Source organism: Nonomuraea sp. NPDC004186, from assembly GCF_053603495.1.
Map to the genome: position 1 here is coordinate 69,400 of NZ_JBSGFQ010000027.1, position 22,128 is coordinate 91,527.

Annotated in this window: 20 protein-coding genes; 12 read left to right on the forward strand and 8 right to left on the reverse strand. The window is 71.4% G+C overall.

Annotated elements, in window-relative coordinates; all coding sequences use genetic code 11:
- The first annotated feature begins 8 nt into the window (after window positions 1-8).
- The 3 genes from ACWEPL_RS22650 to ACWEPL_RS22660 are packed head-to-tail and all read left to right on the forward strand — an operon-like array spanning window position 9 to window position 5,120.
- Complete coding sequence (locus ACWEPL_RS22650; RefSeq protein WP_452437373.1) at window positions 9-1,553, forward strand: alkaline phosphatase D family protein; 1,545 nt, start codon at window positions 9-11, stop codon at window positions 1,551-1,553.
- Window positions 1,554-1,563: 10 nt separating this feature from the next.
- A complete protein-coding gene (locus ACWEPL_RS22655) occupies window positions 1,564-3,513 on the forward strand; it encodes an NPCBM/NEW2 domain-containing protein (RefSeq protein WP_452437374.1) in 1,950 nt (649 codons plus the stop codon).
- Window positions 3,514-3,524: 11 nt separating this feature from the next.
- Window positions 3,525-5,120, forward strand: coding sequence for a beta-N-acetylhexosaminidase (locus tag ACWEPL_RS22660; protein ID WP_452437375.1), 1,596 nt, complete (start codon window positions 3,525-3,527; stop codon window positions 5,118-5,120).
- 52 nt (window positions 5,121-5,172) lie between these two features.
- Here the strand turns inward: ACWEPL_RS22660 and ACWEPL_RS22665 are convergent, their stop codons facing one another.
- On the reverse strand, window positions 5,173-5,682 hold the full coding sequence (locus ACWEPL_RS22665) for a DUF2087 domain-containing protein (protein ID WP_355198256.1): 510 nt from the start codon (window positions 5,680-5,682) through the stop codon (window positions 5,173-5,175).
- 17 nt (window positions 5,683-5,699) lie between these two features.
- Between ACWEPL_RS22665 and ACWEPL_RS22670 the strand changes: the two genes are divergently transcribed.
- Window positions 5,700-6,263, forward strand: coding sequence for a hypothetical protein (locus ACWEPL_RS22670; protein WP_452437376.1), 564 nt, complete (start codon window positions 5,700-5,702; stop codon window positions 6,261-6,263).
- A 236-nt stretch (window positions 6,264-6,499) separates the two neighbouring features.
- Here the strand turns inward: ACWEPL_RS22670 and ACWEPL_RS22675 are convergent, their stop codons facing one another.
- From ACWEPL_RS22675 to ACWEPL_RS22685, 3 genes are all read right to left on the reverse strand, one after another.
- Entirely contained in the window at window positions 6,500-9,007 is a 2,508-nt protein-coding gene (locus ACWEPL_RS22675) for a DEAD/DEAH box helicase (protein WP_355198584.1), read from the reverse strand.
- A 41-nt stretch (window positions 9,008-9,048) separates the two neighbouring features.
- Complete coding sequence (locus tag ACWEPL_RS22680; RefSeq protein WP_363972322.1) at window positions 9,049-9,546, reverse strand: GNAT family N-acetyltransferase; 498 nt, start codon at window positions 9,544-9,546, stop codon at window positions 9,049-9,051.
- 73 nt (window positions 9,547-9,619) lie between these two features.
- Complete coding sequence (locus tag ACWEPL_RS22685; protein ID WP_452437377.1) at window positions 9,620-10,891, reverse strand: acyltransferase family protein; 1,272 nt, start codon at window positions 10,889-10,891, stop codon at window positions 9,620-9,622.
- 270 nt (window positions 10,892-11,161) lie between these two features.
- Here ACWEPL_RS22685 and ACWEPL_RS22690 point away from each other — a divergent pair, with 270 nt between their 5' ends.
- Both ACWEPL_RS22690 and ACWEPL_RS22695 read left to right on the forward strand, forming a co-directional pair.
- Window positions 11,162-12,397, forward strand: coding sequence for a sensor histidine kinase (locus ACWEPL_RS22690; protein WP_350727057.1), 1,236 nt, complete (start codon window positions 11,162-11,164; stop codon window positions 12,395-12,397).
- Window positions 12,388-13,035: a response regulator transcription factor gene (locus ACWEPL_RS22695; RefSeq protein WP_350727058.1), complete on the forward strand. Its 648-nt coding sequence runs from the start codon at window positions 12,388-12,390 to the stop codon at window positions 13,033-13,035. The genes ACWEPL_RS22690 and ACWEPL_RS22695 overlap by 10 nt, the downstream gene beginning before the upstream one ends.
- 105 nt (window positions 13,036-13,140) lie before the next feature.
- Here ACWEPL_RS22695 and mihF read toward each other — a convergent pair whose 3' ends face one another.
- The 3 genes from mihF to ACWEPL_RS22710 all read right to left on the reverse strand — a co-directional run bounded on the left by mihF (window position 13,141) and on the right by ACWEPL_RS22710 (window position 15,290).
- Complete coding sequence (mihF, locus tag ACWEPL_RS22700; protein WP_043641121.1) at window positions 13,141-13,446, reverse strand: integration host factor, actinobacterial type; 306 nt, start codon at window positions 13,444-13,446, stop codon at window positions 13,141-13,143.
- A 102-nt stretch (window positions 13,447-13,548) separates the two neighbouring features.
- Entirely contained in the window at window positions 13,549-13,953 is a 405-nt protein-coding gene (locus ACWEPL_RS22705) for a GlcG/HbpS family heme-binding protein (protein WP_449965200.1), read from the reverse strand.
- 119 nt (window positions 13,954-14,072) lie between these two features.
- Window positions 14,073-15,290, reverse strand: coding sequence for an ROK family protein (locus tag ACWEPL_RS22710; protein ID WP_452437378.1), 1,218 nt, complete (start codon window positions 15,288-15,290; stop codon window positions 14,073-14,075).
- Window positions 15,291-15,313: 23 nt separating this feature from the next.
- Between ACWEPL_RS22710 and ACWEPL_RS22715 the strand changes: the two genes are divergently transcribed.
- Window positions 15,314-16,549, forward strand: a complete 1,236-nt coding sequence (locus tag ACWEPL_RS22715; RefSeq protein ID WP_452437379.1) for an MFS transporter — start codon at window positions 15,314-15,316, stop codon at window positions 16,547-16,549.
- Between the two features lie 30 nt (window positions 16,550-16,579).
- On the opposite strand, the gene ACWEPL_RS22720 is transcribed toward ACWEPL_RS22715, so the two are convergent.
- Window positions 16,580-16,729, reverse strand: a complete 150-nt coding sequence (locus tag ACWEPL_RS22720) for a hypothetical protein (protein ID WP_452437380.1) — start codon at window positions 16,727-16,729, stop codon at window positions 16,580-16,582.
- Between the two features lie 296 nt (window positions 16,730-17,025).
- Between ACWEPL_RS22720 and ACWEPL_RS22725 the strand changes: the two genes are divergently transcribed.
- Genes ACWEPL_RS22725 through ACWEPL_RS22745 form a run of 5 tightly spaced genes read left to right on the forward strand, consistent with a single transcriptional unit; the run spans window position 17,026 to window position 22,125 of the window.
- Complete coding sequence (locus tag ACWEPL_RS22725; protein ID WP_452437381.1) at window positions 17,026-18,120, forward strand: LacI family DNA-binding transcriptional regulator; 1,095 nt, start codon at window positions 17,026-17,028, stop codon at window positions 18,118-18,120.
- Window positions 18,117-19,034, forward strand: a complete 918-nt coding sequence (locus ACWEPL_RS22730) for a carbohydrate ABC transporter permease (RefSeq protein ID WP_452437382.1) — start codon at window positions 18,117-18,119, stop codon at window positions 19,032-19,034. Before ACWEPL_RS22725 ends, ACWEPL_RS22730 begins: the two co-directional genes overlap by 4 nt.
- Window positions 19,034-19,852 carry a carbohydrate ABC transporter permease gene (locus ACWEPL_RS22735; RefSeq protein WP_355198276.1) on the forward strand — a complete coding sequence of 273 codons (819 nt, stop codon included), beginning with the start codon at window positions 19,034-19,036 and terminating at the stop codon, window positions 19,850-19,852. Before ACWEPL_RS22730 ends, ACWEPL_RS22735 begins: the two co-directional genes overlap by 1 nt.
- Window positions 19,853-19,861: 9 nt before the next feature.
- Window positions 19,862-21,169, forward strand: a complete 1,308-nt coding sequence (locus ACWEPL_RS22740; RefSeq protein WP_355198278.1) for an ABC transporter substrate-binding protein — start codon at window positions 19,862-19,864, stop codon at window positions 21,167-21,169.
- Window positions 21,166-22,125, forward strand: a complete 960-nt coding sequence (locus tag ACWEPL_RS22745) for an ADP-ribosylglycohydrolase family protein (RefSeq protein WP_452437383.1) — start codon at window positions 21,166-21,168, stop codon at window positions 22,123-22,125. The genes ACWEPL_RS22740 and ACWEPL_RS22745 overlap by 4 nt, the downstream gene beginning before the upstream one ends.
- Window positions 22,126-22,128: the final 3 nt, after the last annotated feature.

The following is a 22,128-nucleotide window of genomic DNA, read 5'->3' on the forward strand; positions in this document are numbered from 1 at the left end:
GGACCCCCATGATCACCCGGCGTTCACTGTTCGCCGGGGGCGCGAGCCTGGGCATTTCCGCCGCACTGGGTGCCGAACCCGTGCGCGCGGCCGTCCGGCGCGCCCCTCTCTCCGACCCCTTCCAGCTCGGCGTCGCCTCCGGCGAGCCCACGCCCGGCGGCGTGGTCCTGTGGACCCGGCTCGCCATGAACCCGGTCGCCCTCGACGGCCTCGGCGGCATGCCGGACCGCCCGGTGCCGGTCCAGTGGCAGCTCGCCAAGGACGAGAACTTCCGGCACGTCGTACGGAGCGGCGCCGAGGTGGCCCGCACCGACGCGGCCCACAGCGTGCACGTCGAGCTCGACGGCCTCCAGCCGGGCGCCGAGTACTTCTACCGCTTCAAGGCCGAGGGCGAGCTCAGCCCCGTCGGCCGTACCCTCACCGCGCCCGCCCCCGGCACCCGCAGCCGCGCCCTGAACCTGTCGTTCACCTCCTGCGCCGACTACCAGGTCGGCTGGTTCACGCCGTACCGCAGGATGGCCGAGGACCAGCCCGACCTGATCGCCTTCCTCGGCGACTACATCTACGAGTACGGCGACTACAAGTACCCGGTCCGCGACCAGGCCGGCGGCGAGTGCTTCGACCTGGCCGGATACCGGTTACGCCACGCCCAGCACAAGGCCGACCCCGAGTCGCAGCTGGCCCACGCCATCGCCCCCTGGGTCGTGGTGTGGGACGACCACGACATCGAGAACGCCTGGGCCGGCGACGTGCCCGAGCAGCCCGACCCGCCGTTCCTCGCCCGCCGGGCCGCCGCCTTCCAGGCGTACTACGAGAACATGCCGCTGCGCCGGGCCCAGAAGCCGAACGGGTCGGCGCTCAAGCTCTACCGCAGCATCCGCTGGGGCGCCGTGGCCAACCTGCACCTGCTCGACACCCGCCAGTACCGCGACCTGTACGCGTGCACCGGCAAGAGCGGCACCGTCGGCCCCGACTGCCTCGACCGCCTGGAGCCGAACCGCACGATCCTGGGCCGCGACCAGGAGGCCTGGCTGGACGGCGAGCTGAGGGGCTCGCGCGCCACCTGGGACCTGCTCGGCCAGCAGGTCTTCCTCATGGAGATGGACTGGACGAACGGCGAGGGCAAGGGCTACTCGAACGAGGGCTGGGACGGTTACGTCGCCTCCCGCAACCGTCTGACGGCCGCCATCGACACCTACAAGCGCAACGCCGTCGTGCTCACCGGGGACGTGCACAGCCACTGGGCCGGCGAGGTCAAGCGGGACTACCAGGACCCGGAGTCGAAGTCCGTGGCCGTCGAGCTGGTCACCACGTCGGTGACGAGCGCCGGCAACGGCCTGGACGAATACCCCAACACGCAGGTGCTGCTCAACGAGAACCCGCACGTGAAGTTCTTCAACGGCCGCCGGGGCTACGTGCGCACCAAGCTCACCCAGCAGGAGATGAAGGTCGACTTCCGGTCGCTGTCACGCGTCACCGAGCCGTACGCCCCCGCCTACACCTCCGGCTCCTTCGCCATCGAGCCGGGCGCCGCCAGACTCAACCCCGCCTGACAGGACTCCCATGCGCATCCTCACGGCCGCCGCCACGGCGGCCCTCCTCGCCATGCCCTTCGTGCCGTTAGCCGGCACCTTGGCCGGCACCGCCGAAGCGGCGGCCGGCCCGCCGATGGGCTGGAGCAGCCGCTCGCTCGGCTGCTCGGTCTCCGAGTCGTCGGTACGCAAGGCCGCCGACGCCCTCGTGCCCCTCGTCCCGCTCGGCTACCGGTACGTCATCGTCGACGACTGCTGGCTGGCCGCGCAGCGCGCGGGCGGCGCCCTCGCCCCCGATGCCACCCGCTTCCCCGGCGGCGTCAAGGCCCTGGCCGACTACGTCCACGGCAAGGGCATGAAGCTGGGGCTCAGCCTGTCGGCCGGCACCAAGGCGTGCTCCGGCGGCGGCCCCGGCTCGTACAAGAGCGAGGCCGCCGACGCCGAGCAGCTCAAGGGCTGGGGCGTCGACTACGTCAAGTACGACTGGTGCAACATCCCCGCCGCCGACTTCCCCGGCCAGAACGTGCAGCAGATCGCCCAGGTCCTCTACCCCCGCATGCGCCAGGCCCTCGGCGCGGACGTCGTGTTCGCCATGAACAACGAGGACGGCAGCACCGTGCCGTGGCTCTGGGGCAAGGGCGCGGGCGCCACCACCTGGCGGACGAACGTCTACAACCGCCCCATCCCCGACACCTACGCCACGATGGTGGACATCTGGGAGACCAACCAGCTCAGGGCCGAGTACGCGGGCCCGGGCAGCTGGGCCGACCCCGACCTGATCCAGGCCGGGCGCGGCGGGATGACCGAGGCCGAGTACCGCGCCCAGTTCACCCTCTGGGCCGTCGGCGCCGCGCCGCTGATCCTGCAGGCCGACCCGGCCGCCGCGCCGCCCTCGGTCGTGGCCAACCCCAAGGTCGTCGCCGTCGACCAGGACTCGCTGGGCGTCCACGGCACGTTCGTCAAGACCGACGGCTGGTACCACGTGCTGTCCAAGCCGCTGGCCAACGGCGACCGGGCCATCGCGCTGTTCAACGAGAGCGACCGGGCGGCCACCATCGCGACCCGGCTCGGCGGCTCGCGCTACCGGGTCGAGGAGCTGTGGAGCGGCGCGGTCGCCTCGTCCAAGGGCGAGCTGTCGGCCCAGGTCCCCGCGCACGGGGCGCTGCTCTACCGGGTGAGCGAGAGCCGCGAGCAGGCGCCGCCGCTGGTGACGTTCGAGGCCGACCCGGCCGCGTTCCTCGGCGACGACCGGCCCTCGGTGCTGGAGCCGGGCAAGGCCGGCGAGATCGTCACCCGGGTCACCAACACCGGGGCCACCGCGCGGCTGCGTGACGTCGAGGTCGCGGCCCGCGTACCGGACGGGTGGCAGGTCGCCGCGCGCACGCCCGCCAGGGCGAGCCGGCTCGACGGCGGCGAGACGCTCACCGTGAAGTGGGCCGTCACCCCGCCCGCCGGCGCGACACCGGGGAACTACGAGCTCACCTTCACCCAGGGCGCCCAGACCGCCGTGGCCGTCGTGACGGTCGCGACGCCGCCGGGCCCGGGGCGGACCTCCCTCAGCGACGTGGCCTGGACCAGCGCCAAGAACTACTTCGGCCCGGTCGAGAAGGACACCAGCAACGGTGACAAGGCGGCCGGCGACGGCAAGCCGATCACCATCGAGGGCGTCACCTACGCCAAGGGCCTCGGCGCCCACGCGCCCGCCGAGATCGAGTACTACCTCGCCGGGCGCTGCTCCACCGTCGAGTTCCAGGCCGGGATCGACGACGAGGTCGGCGCGGCGGGCTCGGCCGACTTCGAGGTCTGGGCCGACGGCGGCCGGGTCGCCCACTCGGGCGTGCTCACCGGCGCCATGCCCGCCCGCAAGGTCACCGCGTCCGTCGAGGGCGCCAGATATGTCCGGTTGGTCGCGACCAACGGAGGCGACAACGCGACCTCCGACCACGCCGACTTCGCCGACGCCGCCATCACCTGTAAGTAAGGAGTCTACCTTTGTTGATCGTTCCCAAGCCCGTCACGCACGAGCCCAGGCCAGGGGCGTTCGTTCTCGACCGCGAGACCTCGCTCGCCGCCGACCCGGCGCTCGGCGAGGTGGCCGCCTGGCTGCGCGGCGAGCTCGCCCCCGTCACCGGTGGCGAGCTGCTGCCGGGGGGCTCGGGAACGATCACCCTGGCGCTCGGCGACCTGCCGCCGGAGGCGTACCGGCTGACCGTCGGCGCCACGGTGGAGATCGTCGCGGGCGGCCCCGCCGGGGCCTTCTACGGGGCGCAGACGTTCAGGCAGTTGCTGCCGCCTGAGGCCTTCAGGAAGGCCGGGGGCGGTCCCTTCGAGGTGCCCGGCGCGTACGTCGAGGACGCGCCCAGGTTCGGATGGCGCGGGGCCCTCCTCGACGTCGCCCGGCACTTCATGGTCAAGCGGGACGTGCTCCGCTTCATCGACCTGCTGGCCCTGCACAAGCTGAACATCCTGCACCTGCACCTCACCGACGACCAGGGCTGGCGGGTCGAGATCCGCCGCTACCCGAGGCTGACCGAGGCCGGCTCCTGGCGCAAGGAGAGCCAGACCGGCTGGGACGGCCCGATGGACGGCCGCCCGCACGGCGGCCACTACACCCAGGACGACATCAGGGAGATCGTCGCCTACGCGGCCGCGCGGCACGTGACGGTGGTCCCCGAGATCGACCTGCCCGGCCACACCCAGGCCGCCATCGCCGCCTACCCGGAGCTGGGCAACCTGGACGCTCCCCTGGAGGTGCGCACCACCTGGGGCGTCGGCCACAACGTGGTCAACGTCGAGGACAGCACGATCAAGTTCTTCCAGAACGTGCTGGACGAGGTGCTCGACCTGTTCCCCAGCCCGTACATCGTGCTGGGCGGCGACGAGTGCCGCAAGGACCAGTGGCGGGCCAGCCCCGCGGCGCAGCGGCGCATCGCCGAGCTGGGGCTGCGGGACGAGGAGGAGCTGCAGAGCTGGTTCATCCACCAGTTCGACGCCTACCTGACGGCGCGCGGCCGCAGGCTCGTCGGCTGGGACGAGATCCTGGAGGGCGGCCTCGCGCCCGGTGCGGTGGTCGCGTCCTGGCGCGGCGAGCTGGGCGCGGTGACCGCCGCCAGGAGGGGCCACGACGTGATCAACTGCTCGAACACGAGCCTCTACCTGGACTACCGGCAGGGGCCGGGGGAGGAGGAGCCGGTCCCGTTCGGGACGGTGCTGGCACTGGAGGACGTCTACGCCTTCGAGCCCGTGCCCGCCGACCTGCGCGGCGAACCGGCGGCCGACCGCGTGCTGGGCGCGCAGTGCTGCCTGTGGACGGAGCTGATCGACTCCACCCGGCACGCGGACTACATGGCCTTCCCCCGGCTCACGGCCTTCTCCGAGACGGTGTGGAGCTCTCCCGAGCGCGACCTGGCCGACTTCCGCACGCGGCTGGCGGCGCACCTGCCCCGCCTGGAGGCGATCGGCGTGGAGTACCGGCACGAGGAGGGGCCGCTGCCCTGGCAGACCCGGCCCGGCGTGCCGGGCCGGCCGGAGGACCCGGAGCGCTGGCAGGCCAAACTCGACGCCTGGACCAGCAACCTGCGCCGCTAGACCTCTGCTGTCAGACCTCTGCTGTCAGACCTCTGCTGTCAGACCTCTGCTGTCAGACCTCTACGGTGCCGATGTCCACGTGCCCGCCGCTGCGCCAGTAGACGTTGCCCTCCCTGGAGAGCAGCCCCTCGTCCACCAGGTAGCGGCGCAGCGCCGCGTAGTCGTCGTGGAAGGCCCGCAGCGTCACGTTGACGTCCTTCTCCGGGTAGCGCACGCCCGGCTCGAACAGCGTGGCGATGTAGCGCAGCACCACGAGCCGCTTGTCGCGGCGCATCCCCATGGTCGTCAGCCGCCCGTCCACCAGGAACGTGCGCAGCACCCGCTCATCGGCGCTCAGCGCCTGCGCCGGCTCGGCCCGCGCCCGCAGCAGCTCCCTGAACCGCTCGGGCGCGGCCCGCCACTTGCCGCTCTCGTCACACGTCGCCAGGCCGCCGCCGGCGAGCTTGTGCAGTGCCTTGGGGGACAGGCCATCGGTCTCGCCCAGCACCAGGGAGGCGAAGGTCCGTAACGTGTCGTCCTGATAGAGCAGCCCGAGCACGCGCCTGAGTTCTTCGTCGTTCACCCCTACCATTTTGTCGCATGATCCCAGCGCTGTTAGTCGCGGTCTCGCTCGCCATCCCGAACAACTTCCTGCTGTACGAGAAGGCCGCCGCCACGAAGGACGACAACCCCGAGACGAGCTGGACGGCCAGCGGCAAGAGGTCCGCCGCCCTGGTCGTCAACCCGTGCCAGAAGGCCAAGCTCGCCCAGTCGGGCCGCGCCCAGGCCAGGACGCTCACCTACACCGCTGTGCCCGACTACTCCAAGTCCGAGCAGGTGATCCTCTACGCGACGGCCGAGGCGGCGGGCAAGGCGCTGCGCGACCTGGAGGCCGCCGTACGCGCCTGCTCCAGGTCCGGCTACCGCTACTCCGCCGCCGCGATGGACCTCGGCGACGAGGGGCTGAAGGTCACCGGCCAGGCCTACCAGGGCAAGAAGGCCGCCGTCGGCGGCGAGCGGGCCATCGTGACCCGCCGCGGGAACGCCCTGATCCTCTACACCGTGGCCGGCGAATGGGGCAAGCCCGCAAAGGCCGACTTCAAGCAGCAGGCCAGCGACACCAAGCGCATGCTCGCCAAGGTCTGCACCATCGCCGACTGTTGATTGCGAGAAATGTCTCGATCTTGGGACATTGTCATGACACGACCCCGACGTTCCACCGAGGACACTTGATCCGACAGGCGTGTGCCGGGGCGCCCTTGCCAGTCCGTTCCGGCACACGGCTTGTCATTTTCTGGGGCTGCATTGGGCTTCGGGGGCAGCCCCAGCGCAGCTTCCCGGCTTGTTCAGAGCCGGTTGAGGCCGAGTCCGCCTCAGAGCCGGTTGAGGCCGGGTCCGCCTCAGAGCCGGGTGAGGCCGGTCACGTGCAGGACCGCGCGGCCCTCCTCGTCGGAGGCCGCCAGATCCACCTGGGCGTCGATGCCCCAGTCACCGTCGCCGGCCGGATCCTTGATCGTCTGCCGGACCTTCCAGAGCCCGCTCTCCTCCTCGATCCGCAGCAGCGCGGGCCCGCGCGCGTCGGCGTCGGTGAAGATCTCCTCGTGGTCGGCGTAGTACGCGTCCAGCGCCGCGCCCCAGTCGACGTCGGGAGCCAGCTCCTCCAGCTCCTCCTCCTTCTCGATGGCGCACAGCTCGACCAGCCGGAACATCGCGTTGCGCACCAGCACGCGGAAGGCCCGCGGGTTGGCCGTGACCGGCCGCACCTTGGCCTCCAGCTGGTCCTTCTGCTCCAGCGCCTCGGCCGGGTTGGTGAGCTTCTCCCACTCGTCGATCAGCGAGGAGTCGACCTGGCGGACCAGCTCGCCGAGCCACTCGATCAGATCGACCAGATCATCGGTCTTGAGGTGCTCGGGCACCGTACGCGACAGCGTCCGGTAGGCGTCGGCCAGATAGCGCAGCACCGTGCCCTCGGACCTGGTCAGCTCGTAGAACTGGATGTAGTCGCTGAACGTCATCGCCCGCTCGAACATGTCGCGGATGACGGACTTGGGGCTGACCGTGTAGTCGCCCACCCACGGATGCCCGCGCCGGTAGGTCTCGTAGGCTCCGAGCAGCAGGTCCTCCAGCGGCATCGGGTACATGACCTCGGCCAGCTGCTCCATGCGCTCTTCGTACTCGATGCCGTCGGCCTTCATCTGCGCGACCGCCTCGCCGCGCGCCTTCTTCAGCTGCGCCGACAGGATCTGCCGCGGGTCGTCGAGGATCGACTCCACGATCGAGACGATGTCCAGCGCGTACGACGGCGACTCGCGGTCGAGCAGGTCGAACGCGGCCAGCGCGAACGTGGACAGCGCCTGGTTGAGCGCGAAGTCCTCCTGCAGGTCGATCGTCAGCCTGGCCCGGCGGCCCTGCTCGTCAGGCTCGGCGAACTGCTCCACGATGCCGCCCGCCAGTAGCGACCGGTAGATCGCGATGGCCTGGCTGATGTGCCGCCGCTGCCACTTGCGGTCCTCGTGGTTGTCGGTCAGCAGGTGCTTCATCGCCTGGAAGCAGTCGCCCGGCCGGTTGATGACCGCGAGCAGCATCGCGTTGCTGACCTTGAAGCGGGAGTTGAGAGGCTCCGGCTCGGCCTCCTGGAGCTTCTGGAACGTCTCCTCGCTCCAGCCCACGAACCCCTCCGGTGGCTTCTTGCGCGCGTAGCCGCGCCGCCGCTTGGGGTCGTCGCCGATCTTGGCCAGGGCCTTGGCGTTCTCGATGTCGTGCTCGGGGGCCTGGCAGGCGACGTAGCCGATGGTGTCGAACCCGGCCCGGCCCGCCCGGCCCGCGATCTGGTGGAACTCGCGGGCGCGCAGCCGCCGCACCTTGTTGCCGTCGTACTTGGACAGCGCCGTGAACAGCACCGTCCTGATCGGCACGTTGACGCCGACGCCGAGGGTGTCGGTGCCGCAGATGACCTTCAGCAGCCCCGCCTGGGCCAGCCGCTCCACCAGGCGCCGGTACTTCGGCAGCATCCCCGCGTGGTGCACGCCGATGCCGTGGCGCACCAGCCGGGACAGCGCCCGCCCGAACCGCGTCGTGAAGCGGAAGCCCCCGATCATCGTGGCGATGGCCTCCTTCTCGGCCTTCGTCGCCATGTTGATGGACATCAGGGCCTGCGCCCGCTCCATCGCCGCCGCCTGCGTGAAGTGCACGACGTAGACCGGCGCCTGCCCGGTCTTGAGCATCTCCTCCAGCGTCTCGTGCAGGGGCGTCATCCGGTAGGAGTAGATCAGCGGCACCGGGCGCTCGGCGTGCTTGACCACGGACGTCGGCCGGCCGGTGCGCCTGGTCAGGTCGCGCTCGAACATCGAGACGTCGCCGAGCGTGGCCGACATGAGGATGAACTGCACGTTGGGCAGCTCCAGAATCGGCACCTGCCACGCCCACCCGCGGTCGGGCTCGGCGTAGAAGTGGAACTCGTCCATGACGACCTGGCCGATGTCGGCTCCGGCGCCGTCGCGCAGGGCCACGTTCGCCAGGATCTCGGCCGTGCAGCAGATGATCGGCGCGCCCGGGTTGACGCTGGCGTCGCCGGTCATCATGCCGACGTTCTCGGTGCCGAAGATCGCGCACAGGTCGAAGAACTTCTCCGACACCAGCGCCTTGATCGGCGCGGTGTAGAAGGTGCGCTGGTCGCGCGTCAGCGCCGCGAAGTGGGCGCCCGCGGCCACCAGCGACTTGCCCGAGCCGGTCGGGGTGGCCAGGATCAGGTTGCTGCCGGAGACGACCTCGATGAGCGCCTCCTCCTGAGCGGGATAGAGAGTGAGCCCCCGCTCGGAGTTCCACTGGACGAACGCGTCGAAGATCGCGTCCGGGTCGGCGTCGATGTCTTCGGGCAGGCGGTCAACGAGTAGGCTCACGCTCTCTATCCTGCCGAAGTTTGCCGTGTGGTCGAACCGGCAGGGGCCCTTTATCGCAAGTCGAGCTGAAGCAGCACGGTGTCGATCCAGCGTCCGTGCTTGAATCCGACCGCCCGCAGCCGCCCGGCCTCCTCGAATCCGAACGCCTTGTGCAGCCGGGCCGACGCCGGGTCGCCCGAGTCCGCGATCACCGCGATCATCTGGCGGGCGGGGGTCTCGCCGGTCTTCTTGATCAGCTCGGCGAGGAGCAGCTTCCCGAGCCCCCGTCCGGTGAAGGCGGGCGCCAGGTAGATCGTGTCCTCGACCGTGTGCCGGTAGGCCGGCTTGGGGCGGTACTGGGCGACGTAGGCGTACCCGGCGACCGCGCCGTCCACCTCGGCCACCAGGAACGGCAGCCCCGCGCCCGCGATGCCGTCGGCCTTGGCCCGCCACTGGCCGATGTCGAGCGGCGTCTCGTCGAACGTGGCCACGCCGCCGGTCACGTAGTGGGCGTAGATGTCGGCGACGGCGGGCAGATCGGCTTCGGCAAGGGCGCGGATACTCGTCATGGCTCACATTCTGCGCAACGGCGTGTGACGGCGGTGTTTCGCGATCCTCACCCGTGCCCTGACGCCCGTGCCTTCAGGTCCGTGCCCGCGGCGCCGTCAGCAGCAGCCCGCCGAGCAGGGCGAGCACCGCGAGGAACGGCCCGCCGCCGGGCGCGAACCCGCCCACCGTCAGCGTCAGCACCCCGCCGCCGATCAGCGCGACCGAGGCGAGCGTGCCGCCCCAACCGCCCTTCCCGTACGGCAGCGCGGGCGGCGTCTCGAACCTGTGGAACCCCTTCAGCAGCGGCCACATGACCAGGCACAGCAGCCCGAACCAGATCGGCCACCCGGCCAGCCAGAACGCGCTTCCGGGCCGCGGCGTGTCGATCCCCAGCAGGACCACCACCACGCCGGTCACCGCGAACAGGGCCGGCATGTGCCAGAGGTACACGGTCATGATCCTGGGGCTCGCCCAGGCCAGCAGGCGGCCGGTGCGCAGCCGGAGCAGCCACGGCCGCAGCAGGGTGACCAGGCCGATCTGGCCGATCCCGACGGCCAGCATGGCCAGGGTGGGCGGGGCCATGTTCGACACCTCGGCGCCCGGCAGGCCGATCATGCTGCCCGGGTAGGGGCCGTAGGCCACCAGCAGGGCCGCGGCCCCGTACCCGCCGATCGCCAGCGCCCAGGGGCGCCGCAGCCGGCCCTCGGCGTAGAAGAAGCCGAGCTGGTGCACCGCCAGCCAGACGAACACGATGTTCAGGTAGCCCAGCGCCTCGAAACCGGTCGAGAAGCGCACCACGTCCGTCAGCACCGCCCCGGCCGCCAGCGCCGCGGGGACGCGCAGGCCGTACCGCTCGTGCAGGCGCAGCGCGTACGGGGTGGCCGTGACGGCGATCAGGTAGACGGCCAGGAACCACAGGAGCTGGCCGGTCAGCCGCGCGCCCGTCTCCAGCGGCTGCGGCGGCACCCCCAGCGTGAGCAGCACGTGGGGGAGCGGGATCCACACCGCCGCCAGCGGCAGCAGCGGCCAGGCCAGCCGGCGCAGCCTCGTGGCCAGCCACCGCTGCGCGCCCTTGTCCGCCCGGGCGAAGCTGATCGCGTTCGCCGCGCCGCCCGCGAAGAACACCAGCGGCATGACCTGGCTGATCCACGTCACCACCCACACGCCGGGCGTCGAGAGCGCGTTCCCCGTGGTCAGCCGGCCGCCGTCATAGGTCAGCACCGGGATCGTCCAGTGCTGGAACACGATGAGCGCCATGCCGAAGACACGCAGCAGGTCGATGAACGGGTCCCGCACCGCCGTGCGGGTGCCCGCGCGGGACGGCGCCGCGGGAGCGGCGGTGGGGCGGTCCAGCAGGACGGTCATGGGGGAGCCTCGATTCGCACGGAGCGGTGAGCCTGGGGCGGAGAGCGGTAGCTTGCGTGACCAGCGGAGCCCCGTGCGAGCGCGACCAACAGGCACGAGGAGATGAATCAAGGCTCCCGTCGGGGGCGTCCGCGCACATTGCCGCTCACCACCGTCTTGCGGTGGAGATCACGTGACCCTCCGGGGTAGGGCTGGCCCTACCCTCAGACACCCGTACACCCGCTCGTGCCGGTGACCGCCACGCCATACGGTGATTCCATGCGCTCCCGGATGAGGCGTGTCCTTCTCGACACCCGTTACACGCTCGTCGGCTTCCCCACGGCCGTCATCGGCTTCGTGATCATGCTCGCCGGCTTCGCGGCCGGCCTGGGCACGGCGATCGTGTGGCTGGGCGTGCCGCTGCTGGCCGGCACGCTGCTGGCCGCCCGGGGCTTCGCCGACGCGGAGCGCGGCTGGCTCGCCGACGTGCTGGACCGCCCGCCCGTACGGCCGCGCTACAAGCCCGCGCCGCCCGGAGCGGGCCGCTTCCGCCGGGCCGTCAACCCGCTGACCAGCGGGCAGTCCTGGCTGGATCTGCTGCACGGCATCATCAACCTGCCGTTCGCCATCCTGTCGTTCGTGCTCACCGTGGTGTTCTGGGCGCTCCCGCTGGCGGGCCTGACCTACCCGGTGTACGGCATCATCACCTCGCGCATCCCCGGCAACGTGGAGCTGCCCGAGCTGCTCGGCCTGGGCGACGGCTACGGCGTCAACTCGATCTTCTACGTCTCCCTCGGCCTGGTCTTCGCCCTGATCATGCCGTTCGCCGTGCGCGGCTCCGCGCTGCTGCGCGCCGGGCTCGGCCGGGCCCTGCTGACCGGCGTGGCCGAGCTGCAGGAGCGCATCGACGACCTGGCCCAGGGCCGCGCCGCCGCCGTCTCCGCCGAGGCCAACGCGCTGCGCAAGCTGGAGCGCGACATCCACGACGGGCCGCAGCAGCGGCTGGTCTCGCTGGCCATGGAGCTGTCCAGGGCGCAGCGGCAGATGGCCAAGGACCCCGAGGCGGCGCAGGCCACCATCAAGTCGGCCATCTCCGCCACCCGTGAGACGCTCGACGAGCTGCGTGCGCTCTCGCGCGGCATCGCGCCGCCCATCCTGTCCGACCGCGGCCTCGCGCCCGCGCTGGCGGCCCTGGCCGGGCGCTGCACGGTCCCCGTCGATCTCGACGTGCAGACCGCCGAGCGCTACCAGGCGGCGGTGGAGAACGCCCTCTACTTCGTCTGCGCCGAGACCCTCACCAACGTGGCCAAACACAGCCGCGCCACCAGTTGTGCGATCCAGCTGGTCCGCATCGGCGACATCCTCATGCTCACGATCGGGGATGATGGGGTCGGCGGCGCGCACGTCGCCAAGGGACACGGTCTCGCCGGGCTGGCCGACCGGCTCCGCGCCGTCGACGGGGAGCTGAGCGTGCAGTCGCCGGACGGCGGGCCGACAGTGATCGTGGCGGAGGTGCCGTGCGGGTAGTCGTGGCCGATGACGCGGTTCTGATCAGGGAGGGCCTGGTCAGGTTGCTGGAGGAGTTCGGCTGCGAGGTGGTCGCGACCGTCGGTGACGGCGACGCCCTCGTGCTGGCGATCGCCGAGCACAGGCCGGACGTGTCGGTGGTCGACGTGCGCATGCCGCCGTCGTTCACCGACGAAGGGCTCAAGGCGGCCGTGGAGGCGCGGCGCAGGGTGCCCGGGGCGCCCGTGCTGATCCTTTCGCAGTACGTCGAGGTCTCCTACGCCGACGACCTGCTCGCCGACGCCAGGGGCGCGGTGGGTTACCTGCTGAAGGACCGGGTCGTCGACGTGGACGAGTTCCTGGAGGGCCTGCGGCGGGTGGCCGCGGGCGGGACGGTGTTCGATCCGCAGGTGGTGTCCCAGTTGATGGTGCGCAGACGTAAGGACGATCCGCTGGCGCAGCTGACGCCGCGGGAGCGCGAGGTGCTCGGGCTGATGGCCGAGGGGAAGTCCAATCCGGCCATCGGACGGCAGCTCGTGATCAGTGACGGGGCCGTGGAGAAGCACATCAGGAGCATCTTCAACAAGCTCGGCCTCTACGCGGAGGACAGCGACCAGCATCGCCGGGTGCTCGCCGTCCTGACCTACCTGCGTTCCTGATCGTCCCACCGGTCGAGAGCCGGTCCGGGGGAGGGGGCGAGGGGGGTGTCGAGGGGTGGTGGCCGGTCCGCGCGGCGTCGCGCGCGGACCTGGCCGCTCGGGGGATTAGCCGAGCGCGTCGACCAGCTTCTTGCGCTGCTGGGCGCCCAGGCCGCCGAGGCGACGCTTCTCGTCGACGCCCGCCTCCTCCATCAGCGCGGTGGCCTTGGCCGGGCCGACGCCCTTGACGGCGCGCAGGGCCTGCGACACCTTGATCTTCTTCGCGATGTCGTCGTCGCGCTCGAGCAGCTGGGCGAACGTCAGCTCGCCGGCCTTGACCTTGGCGAGCAGGGCGGTGCGGGCCGCACGCGCCTCGGCGGCCTTGGCCAGAGCCGCCTGACGCTGCTCGGGGGTGAGAGTGGGAAGTGCCATCTCGGTTCTCTCCTCGGGGAGTTTACGTTCGGGCTTCTGTTACCCGTGGTGCAGTGGCTAATCATGGCGGATACCAGCGGTTCGTGTTGCGAAAAGCGCCGCTCAACGTGTCCGCCAGACCTCCGCGGCCGCTTCCGCGCACACCACGTCCTGCGTGATCGCGCCTCCGCTGACGCCTATGCCGCCGACCACGCGTGCTCCCCCACCGTAGTCCGCCCAGAGCGGGATGCCGCCTCCGACGCAGACGTAATCATGCCTGGGCAGGCCGTACAGGTCACCTCCCGGAGCCGTCCGCACGGCCAGCTCCGCGGTGGGTCTGCGCAGGGCCACCGAGGTGTACGCCTTGCCCTGCGCGAGACCCGGCCCCGCGATCTCCGCACCCTCCATACGCTGGAAAGACACCAGATGTCCGCCCTCGTCGACGACCGCCACGGAGATCACCGCGCCTTCGCGGATCGCCCGCCTGACGGCGGCCTCGGTCATGCGGAGCGCGAGCTCGAGATTCACGCGTGCTTCCCTCGGATCGCCGGGGTCATGATGGGTCTTCCTCTCATGCGTACAGTCCTTGGCCGGGCGCGGCAAGATCGCTGGCATGGCTCGGAAGGGGGGAGGGAGCCGGAGGGGCTTCATCCCTTCAGCGTGGAATTCATCACATTCTGCCGCTCGGGCGTGTCGCGACCCTGGTCAGGCCGGTTTTCCCGCCACATTTCGACACACTCCGGCGTGAGGAACGCGTCGAACACCGACTCCATCGCCCCCACCAGCGCCCCGCGCCAGCCCAGCGCCGAGCCCTCGATCCTGGGCGGATGGTCGCGGCGGATGGCCATGAGGCGGGGCTCGCAGGCCGCGAGGAGCGCCTTCCCGGCGCGCTCGCGCAGCTCCACGCCGTGGCCCGAGAGGGTCACGACCTCGGGGTCGTGGGCGTTGACGAGTGCCGCGATGCCGCGTCCGAGCGCTCTGGCGTTGGCCGCGACCGCCTCCTCGCTGGTGGCCAGCACCCGCTCGGCCTGGGCGCGCCCCTTGCCGCCGCCGTGGGCGAGGCCGACGTGGCGGAGCAGGGCGTTCGTGCCGACGTCCATGCTCCAGCAGCCGATCGCGCCACATGGGCAGGGGCGGTCGCCGCCGGTCAGCGGCATGTGACCGAACTCGGCCCCCGCGCCGCTCGCCCCGCCCAGCGGCCGCCCGTCCACGACGAGCACGCCGCCGAGGTCGAAGTCCACGTGCAGGTGCAGGCCCACCTGGACGCCCCGCAGCCGCCCCCTGCGCGCCTCGGCCAGCGCCGCGAACGCGGTGTCGTTGCCCACGACGGGCGCCGGGACGTCCGGGCCGAGCAGGCGCGGGACGTCGACCGACCGCCAGCCCAGGTGGGCGATGTCCACCAGGCCGCCGTGCCGGACCGGACCCGCGAAGGCCACCCCGAGGCCCACCACCCGGTGCCCGAGGCGGTGCCGGTGGGCGGCGACGGCCTCGCCCAGGGGTCTCAGGACGCCTTCGGGGGTGCCGTCGTGCGGGCGCAGGTCAAGCGTCTCCGTCCGGCCGCCGAGCTCGCAGGCCGCCAGCTCCCAGGCGTCCTCCCGTACGTCGACGGCCAGGGCGAGCGGGCCGCGCGGATGCGGCCCCGGCACCTGCGTCGGGCGTCCCCGGGCGTGCTCCCTGGCGGGCTCCTCGTGCAGCAGTTCGTCCTCGGCGAGCCCGGCCACCAGCACCGACGCCGTCCCTCGCGCCAGGCGCAGGTCGCGGGTCAGCTGCGACCTGGTGCGGGTGGCCCCGCAGTCGTGTACGGCGCGCAGCAGCCGGACCCGGTTGTGCGCGCGAAGCTCGCCACTCGTCGTAGCACCGATCACGGACCACAGTTTATGCTCTAGCCGTGAACAAAAGCCTCATTGACGCCAGACGTGCTCGTGCCGGAGTGTTCGGATTCTTCTTCCTCGCCGGGTTCGTGATGGGTTTGTGGGCCGCCGGGCTCCCGTCCCTGAACGACCGGCTCGGCCTCGGCCCCGCCAGGCTGGGCAGCGTCCTGCTGCTGATCTCGGGTGGCGCCCTGGTGTCGATGCTGGTGGCGGGGCCGCTGGTGGACAGATGGTCCAGCCGCCGGGTGTGCTGGTTCGCCGGTCCCTTCTCGGGGCTGGTGCTGCTCGGCCCCGCCCTCGCGTCCTCGTACTGGGCTCTGGCGGTGCTCGCGGTGCTGTTCGGGATCGGGCTCGGGGTGACCGAGGTCGCCATGAACGCCCACTCCGTCGAGGTCGAACGCCGCTACGGCCGCCCGATCATCTCGGCCTTCCACGGCACGTGGAGCCTGGGCGGGGCGGCCGGCGGCGGGCTCACCTCGCTCGCGCTGCAGACCGGCGTGGACGCGCAGTGGCTGCTCATCGTGGCGGCGCTGGTCGTGCCCCTCCTGTACGTGCCGGCGGCCCGCCTCCTGCTCCCCGACCCGCCCGCCCACGCCACCGCGTCGGAAACCGGCGCCTCCTCCGGCTCGTCGCTGGGCTGGGGCCTGATCGCCCTGCTCGGCCTGGCCGCCTTCGCGGCGCACCTGAGCGAGGGCGCCGCCATCGACTGGGCCGCCCTGCACGCCCGGTGGGTGCTGGACACGGATCCGGCCATGGCGCCGCTCGCGTACACGATCTTCTCGGTGGCCATGACCACCGTCCGCCTGCTCGGCGACCCCATCCGCGCCCGGCTCGGCTCGGTGCGCACCATCCAGCTCGCGGGTGTGTTCGCCACGGCCGGCTACATCCTGGTCCTGGTGTCGCCCGTGGCGGGAGGCGCTCTCCAGATCGTCTGCGCCTGGACCGGCTGGGCGCTGGCGGGCGTCGGGCTGGCCACGGTGATCCCGGTCCTCTTCAGCGCGGTCGGGGCCGCCGGAGGCCGCGTCGGCCGCGCCCTCGCCATGGTGACCGCCTTCGGCTACAGCGGCCTCCTCCTGGGGCCCGCCGTCCTGGGCTACGTGGCGGAGGCCTCGTCCCTGCCGGTCGCCTTGATCATCCCTGCGGTCCTCGCCGCCGTCGTCGCCCTCAGCGGCGCCCCCGCCATCCGCACCCTGACCCACCTCCCCACCTCAACACCCCACCCTGACCCCACCCCGGCCCCTGCCCACGACTGACCCCGCGCACGGCGGGTACGACGGGGCGCCTCACAGCGGCTCCCGGTCCCCGCCGCCCACCGGACGCCGGGTGGGCGAGGTGCGGGCGGTGGTGCTCGGCGGCACGGCGCTGAACCGGCGCGTGACGGCGGTGGCGCGTGTGGAGAGCGCGTCCTGGTGGCCTGTGGTCGCCGTCGGCACGGCCGCGCACCGGGCGCCGGGTCGGCGGGGTGCGGGGCGGTGGAGTTCGGCGCAACGCGCACGGCGCTCAACCGGTGCGCGACGGCGGCGGGCCGGCCGGCGGCGGGCCTGGAGGGGGCGCGTCTCGGCGGCTTGTGGTCGCCATGGTCGCGTGGGAAACTGCGGAAAGTGGCTTTGACCTGGCGTTATGCGATCGTGACTTGACCTGCAAGTTACGCGCATATTTCATGTCCCAAACACCGTAAACGTTTACAGCATCTAGATCGTAAACGTTTACAGGACATGGAAGGACAGCCTTGGCCGACGGACCCACGATCAACACGATCGCCGAGCGCGCCGGTGTCTCGATCGCCTCCGTCTCGCGGGTGCTGAACGGCCTGCCGACCAGGCAGGAGACCGTGCGCAAGGTGATGGCCGCCGCCGACGAGCTCGGCTACGTGCGCAACGCCGTGGCCAGGTCGCTCAAGTCGCGCCGCACCCACCAGGTCGCCTTCGCCATGGCCGACGTCGGCAACCCCGCCTACCTGGCCATGCTCCGCCAGATCCAGCCCGTGCTGAAGGCCGCCGGGTACCGGCTCGTGCTGCACTCCACCGACGCCGTCGTGGCCGACGAGATCGACGTGCTGCACAGCCTGGGCGAGCGGTACGTGGACGGGCTGATCATGAGCCCGCTGCGGGTCACCGAGGCGCATCTGCAGATGCTGGCCGCCGCCCGCACCCCCGTCGTGATCATCGGCTCGGTGCCCGAGGGCACCCGCGTGGACAACGTACGGGCCGACTCGCGGACCGGTGTCAGGCTGGCGATCGATCACCTGTACGCGCTCGGCCGCCGCCGGATCGCCATGGTCAACGGCCCGCTGGACACCGTCCCCGGCGCCGCCCGCGGGGCCGCGTACCGGGAGGCGCTCCAGGACCTGGGCCTGCCCTACGACGAGAACCTCGTGCAGATCGGCGACTTCTACCGCGCGGAAGGGGGCCGGGCGGTGGCGGAGCTGCTCGCCAGGGTTCCCGACGTGGACGCGCTGATGTGCGCCAACGACCTGATCGCGCTCGGCGCGCTCGACGTGCTGCGCGCGGCCGGTCGGCGGGTGCCGGAGGACGTGGCGGTGGTCGGCATGGACGACACCGACCTGGCCGCCGCCTCCTGGCCGTCGCTGACCAGCGTCTCGCTGGGGTCCGCCGAGCGCGGCAAGGCCGCCGCCGAGCTGCTGCTCGAACGGCTGCAGGGAGGCGATCGCGAGCCGAGGCTGGTCACCGTGCCGCCCGAGCTCGTGGTCCGCGCCTCCACCGCCGGACACGAGCCCGGACACGAGCCCGGATACGAGCCCGGATACGAGCCCGGATACGAGCCCGGATACGAGCACCGTACGGACGAAAGGGGAGAGGCGTGACGGCGACCGTGACGAGACCGGCGCCGCCGCGCGGGACGCGGCGCGCCAAGCGCCGCCGGATCTCGCGCCAGACGCGCGAGATGTGGCTGCTCATGCTGCCCGCCCTGGTGCCGGTGGCGCTGTTCAGCGTGGGCCCGCTGCTGTACGGCATCGGCCTGGCGTTCACCGACGCCCGCAACACCCGCAACCACGAGACGAGCTTCGTCGGCCTGGAGAACTTCGGCCGGCTGCTGACCGACGACGAGTTCTGGTCCTCCTTCAAGATCGGTGCGATCTGGGGCGTCTCCGTGACCGTGCTGCAGTTCCTGGCCGCGCTCGGCCTGGCGCTGCTGCTCAACGAGAACCTGCGGTTCCGGGGCGTGGCCCGGGTGCTGGCGGTGGTGCCGTGGGCGATGCCGCCGGTGGTCATCGGCCTGATGTGGAAGCTCGTCTACCACCCCGACGCGGGCATCCTGAACGGCCTGCTGGGCACGGACATCAACTGGCTGGCCGACTTCTCGCTCGCGCTGCCGGCGATCATCGTGGTCGGCATCTGGACCGGCATGCCGCAGACCACGGTGGTCCTGCTGGCGGGCCTGCAGGGCATCCCGAAGGAGCTCTACGAGGCGGGCGAGGTGGACGGCGCGACCCGCTGGCGGCGGTTCTGGAACATCACGCTGCCGCAGCTGCGGCCGGTGATCGTGGCGATCACCTCGCTCGACTTCGTGTGGAACATCAACCAGTTCGGCCTGGTCTACGTGCTCACGCAGGGCGGGCCGGGCGGGCAGACGCGGCTGCCGATGCTGTTCGCGTACGAGGAGGCGTTCAGGTACCGGATGGCCGGTTACGCCTCGATGCTCGGCCTCGCGATGGCGATCGTCGTGCTGGCCGTGCTCGCGCTCTACCTGGGACGCCAGATGAGGGAGGCCAAGTGATGAGGCGCTTCTCGCAGTACGCGGCGCTGGTCGCGTACATCGTCTTCCTGGCGTTCCCGCTGGTCTGGCTGCTGTCGACGGCGCTGAAGACGCCGCGGGAGATGGCCCTGGCCGACCCCACGTGGATCCCGCGCGACCCGACGCTGGCCAACTTCGCCGACGCGTTCGGCGAGCAGGACCTGGTGGGCGCGGGGCTGCGCAGCCTGGTCGTGGCGCTGTTCAGCAGCGTGATCACGGTGCTGATCTCGCTGCCCGCCTCCTACGCGATGGCGCGCTACCGCAGCCTGCTCAACCGGATCGCCATCGGGTGGGTGCTGGTCAGCCAGGTGTTCCCGTTCATCCTGATCATCATTCCGCTCTTCATGATCCTGCGCGATCTGGACCTGGTGAACACGCTGCCCGGCCTGGTGGTCGTGCACGTGACCTTCACGCTGCCGTTCGCGCTGTGGATGCTGCAGGGGTACGTGCGCTCGGTGCCGCGTGAACTGGAGGAGGCCGCGGCCGTGGACGGCGCGACCCGGCTGCGCTCGATCGTGAGCGTGGTCGCGCCGCTGCTGGCGCCGGGCGTGGTGGCCACGCTGCTGTTCTCGTTCATCTCGTCGTGGAACGAGTTCATGTTCGCGCTCGTGGTCCTGCAGAACCCCGATGTCATGACACTCCCGCTCACTCTGGTGCGGTTCACCGGTCCTGAGGGGGTGGCCAGGCTCGGCCCGCTGGCCGCGGCGTCGCTCATGGCGACGATCCCGAGCCTGATCTTCTTCGCAATCATTCAGCGGCGACTGAAGTCCGGCCTGATGGCCGGCGCCGTGAAGGGCTAGGAGGCTCACATGCGAATCACGTCCGCTCTGGCGGCTGCGGCGATCCTCACGCTGGCCGCCGCGTGCGGCGGGGGAGGCGGCGGCACGCAGTCGTCGTCCGCCCCCAACGAGCCAGTAAAGATCAATTTCCTCAGCCTGGCGTGGCAGAAGGAATCCGTCGCCGCGAACAAGCAGCTCGTGGACGAGTGGAACAAGGCCAACCCCAACATCCAGGTCACCTACGTCCAGGGCAGCTGGGACAACGTCAACGACCAGCTCGTCACCCAGTTCGCCGGCGGCACGGCGCCGGACGTCATCCACAACGACTCGCCCGCGCTGTCCGGCTTCGCCTCCGACGGCTACCTGCTGGACCTCAAGGACAAGCTGCCCGCCGAGCTCAAGAGCGACATCCCGCAGCCCGCCTGGGACACCGTCACCTTCGACGACGGCAAGGGCCAGCAGGGCGTGTACGGCGTGCCGTTCCTCCAGGAGTCGCAGGTCATCATCGCCAACAAGAAGCTGCTCGACGCCTCCGGCGCGCGCGTCCCGACGGCCGACAACCCCTGGACGTGGGACGAGTTCTCCGAAGCCGCCAAGAAGATGACCAAGGGCGGCAACTTCGGCGTGGCCTGGCCGATGAAGTCGCCGGTCAACAAGACGCTCAACCTGGCGCTCAACTTCGGCGGCACGTTCTTCCAGACGGCCGACGGCAAGACCACGGTCAAGGTCGGACCCGAGGAGCGCGAGGTGCTCCAGCGCATCCACGACCAGCTCTACAAGGACAAGTCCGCCGACCCGGCCGCGCTCGGCCAGGGCACCGCGGACCCGCTGCCGGCCTTCTACAAGGGCAAGTTCGCGCTGCTGCCCGCCGGCGTCTACCTGCGCCAGCAGGTCGCCGAGCAGGCTCCGCAGGGCTTCGAGTGGGTCACGCTCCCCGCGCCGAAGGGCACGAGCGCCCAGCAGGGCGCGGTCTCGCAGACGCTGTCGATCGCGCAGGACAGCAAGCACGCGGACGAGGCCATGAAGTTCATCGCCTTCTTCCTGAACGGCGCGAACCAGGCCAAGCTCGCCAAGGGTGACTGGCTCCTGCCGACCTCCCAGGCGGCCGCCGCCGACCCGGCGATGACCACCAAGGAGAACGGCTGGGACGTGGCCACCGCCTCCGCCAAGAACCTCGTCGTGGCGCCGTTCCTCAAGGTGAACGGGTTCGACGAGTGGAAGACCAAGGTGGCCACGCCGACGCTGCAGGAGTACTTCGCCAATAAGATCACCATTGACCAGGCGGCCTCGAAGCTGGTCGAGGACGGCAACAAGGTGTTGGAGCGGTACCAGCGGTGATTTATCGGGATAAAGCCCGTGGGTGTCTCCTCGGCCTCGCGGCCGGGGACGCCCTCGGGGCCCCGGCCGAGAACCTGTCGCCGTCGGAGATCCGGCGGCGGTGGGGCCGGCTCACGGAGATCGAGGGCGGCGGGACCGACGACACGGAGTACGCCATCTTCGCCGCCTCGCTCCTGGTGCGGCACGGGCACGCGCTGACCTCCGCCGACGTGGCGCAGGCGTACCGGCGGGAGATCATCCCGCGGATCGCCGGGCCCATGCGCGGAGCCGGGTTCTCCGAGCTGGGCACTATCGAAGCGCTTCGCCGCGGGCTGGAGCCGCCGCTGACAGGGCTGGTGCACTCGCACGGCTGGTCGGACGGGCTCGCGATGCGCGCGGCGCCGTACGGGGTGTTCTGCCCGGGCGATCCCGCGGAAGCGGCCCGGCTGGTGGAGCAGGACGGGCTGGTCAGCGGGTCCGGCGAGGGCATCCTGGGCGGCCGCGCGGTCGCCGGGGCCGTGGCCGCCGCGATGGGCGGGGCCTCGGCCCAGGACGTCGTACGGGCGGCGCTGTCGGTGATCCCCGCCGACTCGTGGACGGCCCGCAACGTCGTACGGGCCTGCGCGACCCTGCCCACCACGGACGAAGAGGCGCTCGTCGAGGCGCTGCACGAGGCCGTGGTCGTCAGGCACTACCCCTGGACCGACGTCGCCCCCGAGGCCGTGGGGCTGGCGCTGGCGGCCGTGCTGGCCGGGGACGGCGACGTCGAGGCGTCCGTGACGTTCGGGGTGAGCCTGGGCAGGGACGCCGACACGATCGGCGCCATCGCCGGGGCGATCGCCGGAGCCATGCGCGGCGAGGGCGGCGTGCCCGAGCGGTGGGCGGCCAGGATCGGACCCGTGACAGGCAAATGCCTGCCCGTCGTGGCCGGAAAACACGTACTGGACGTCGCCGACGAACTGGCGGGAGGACTGTAGATC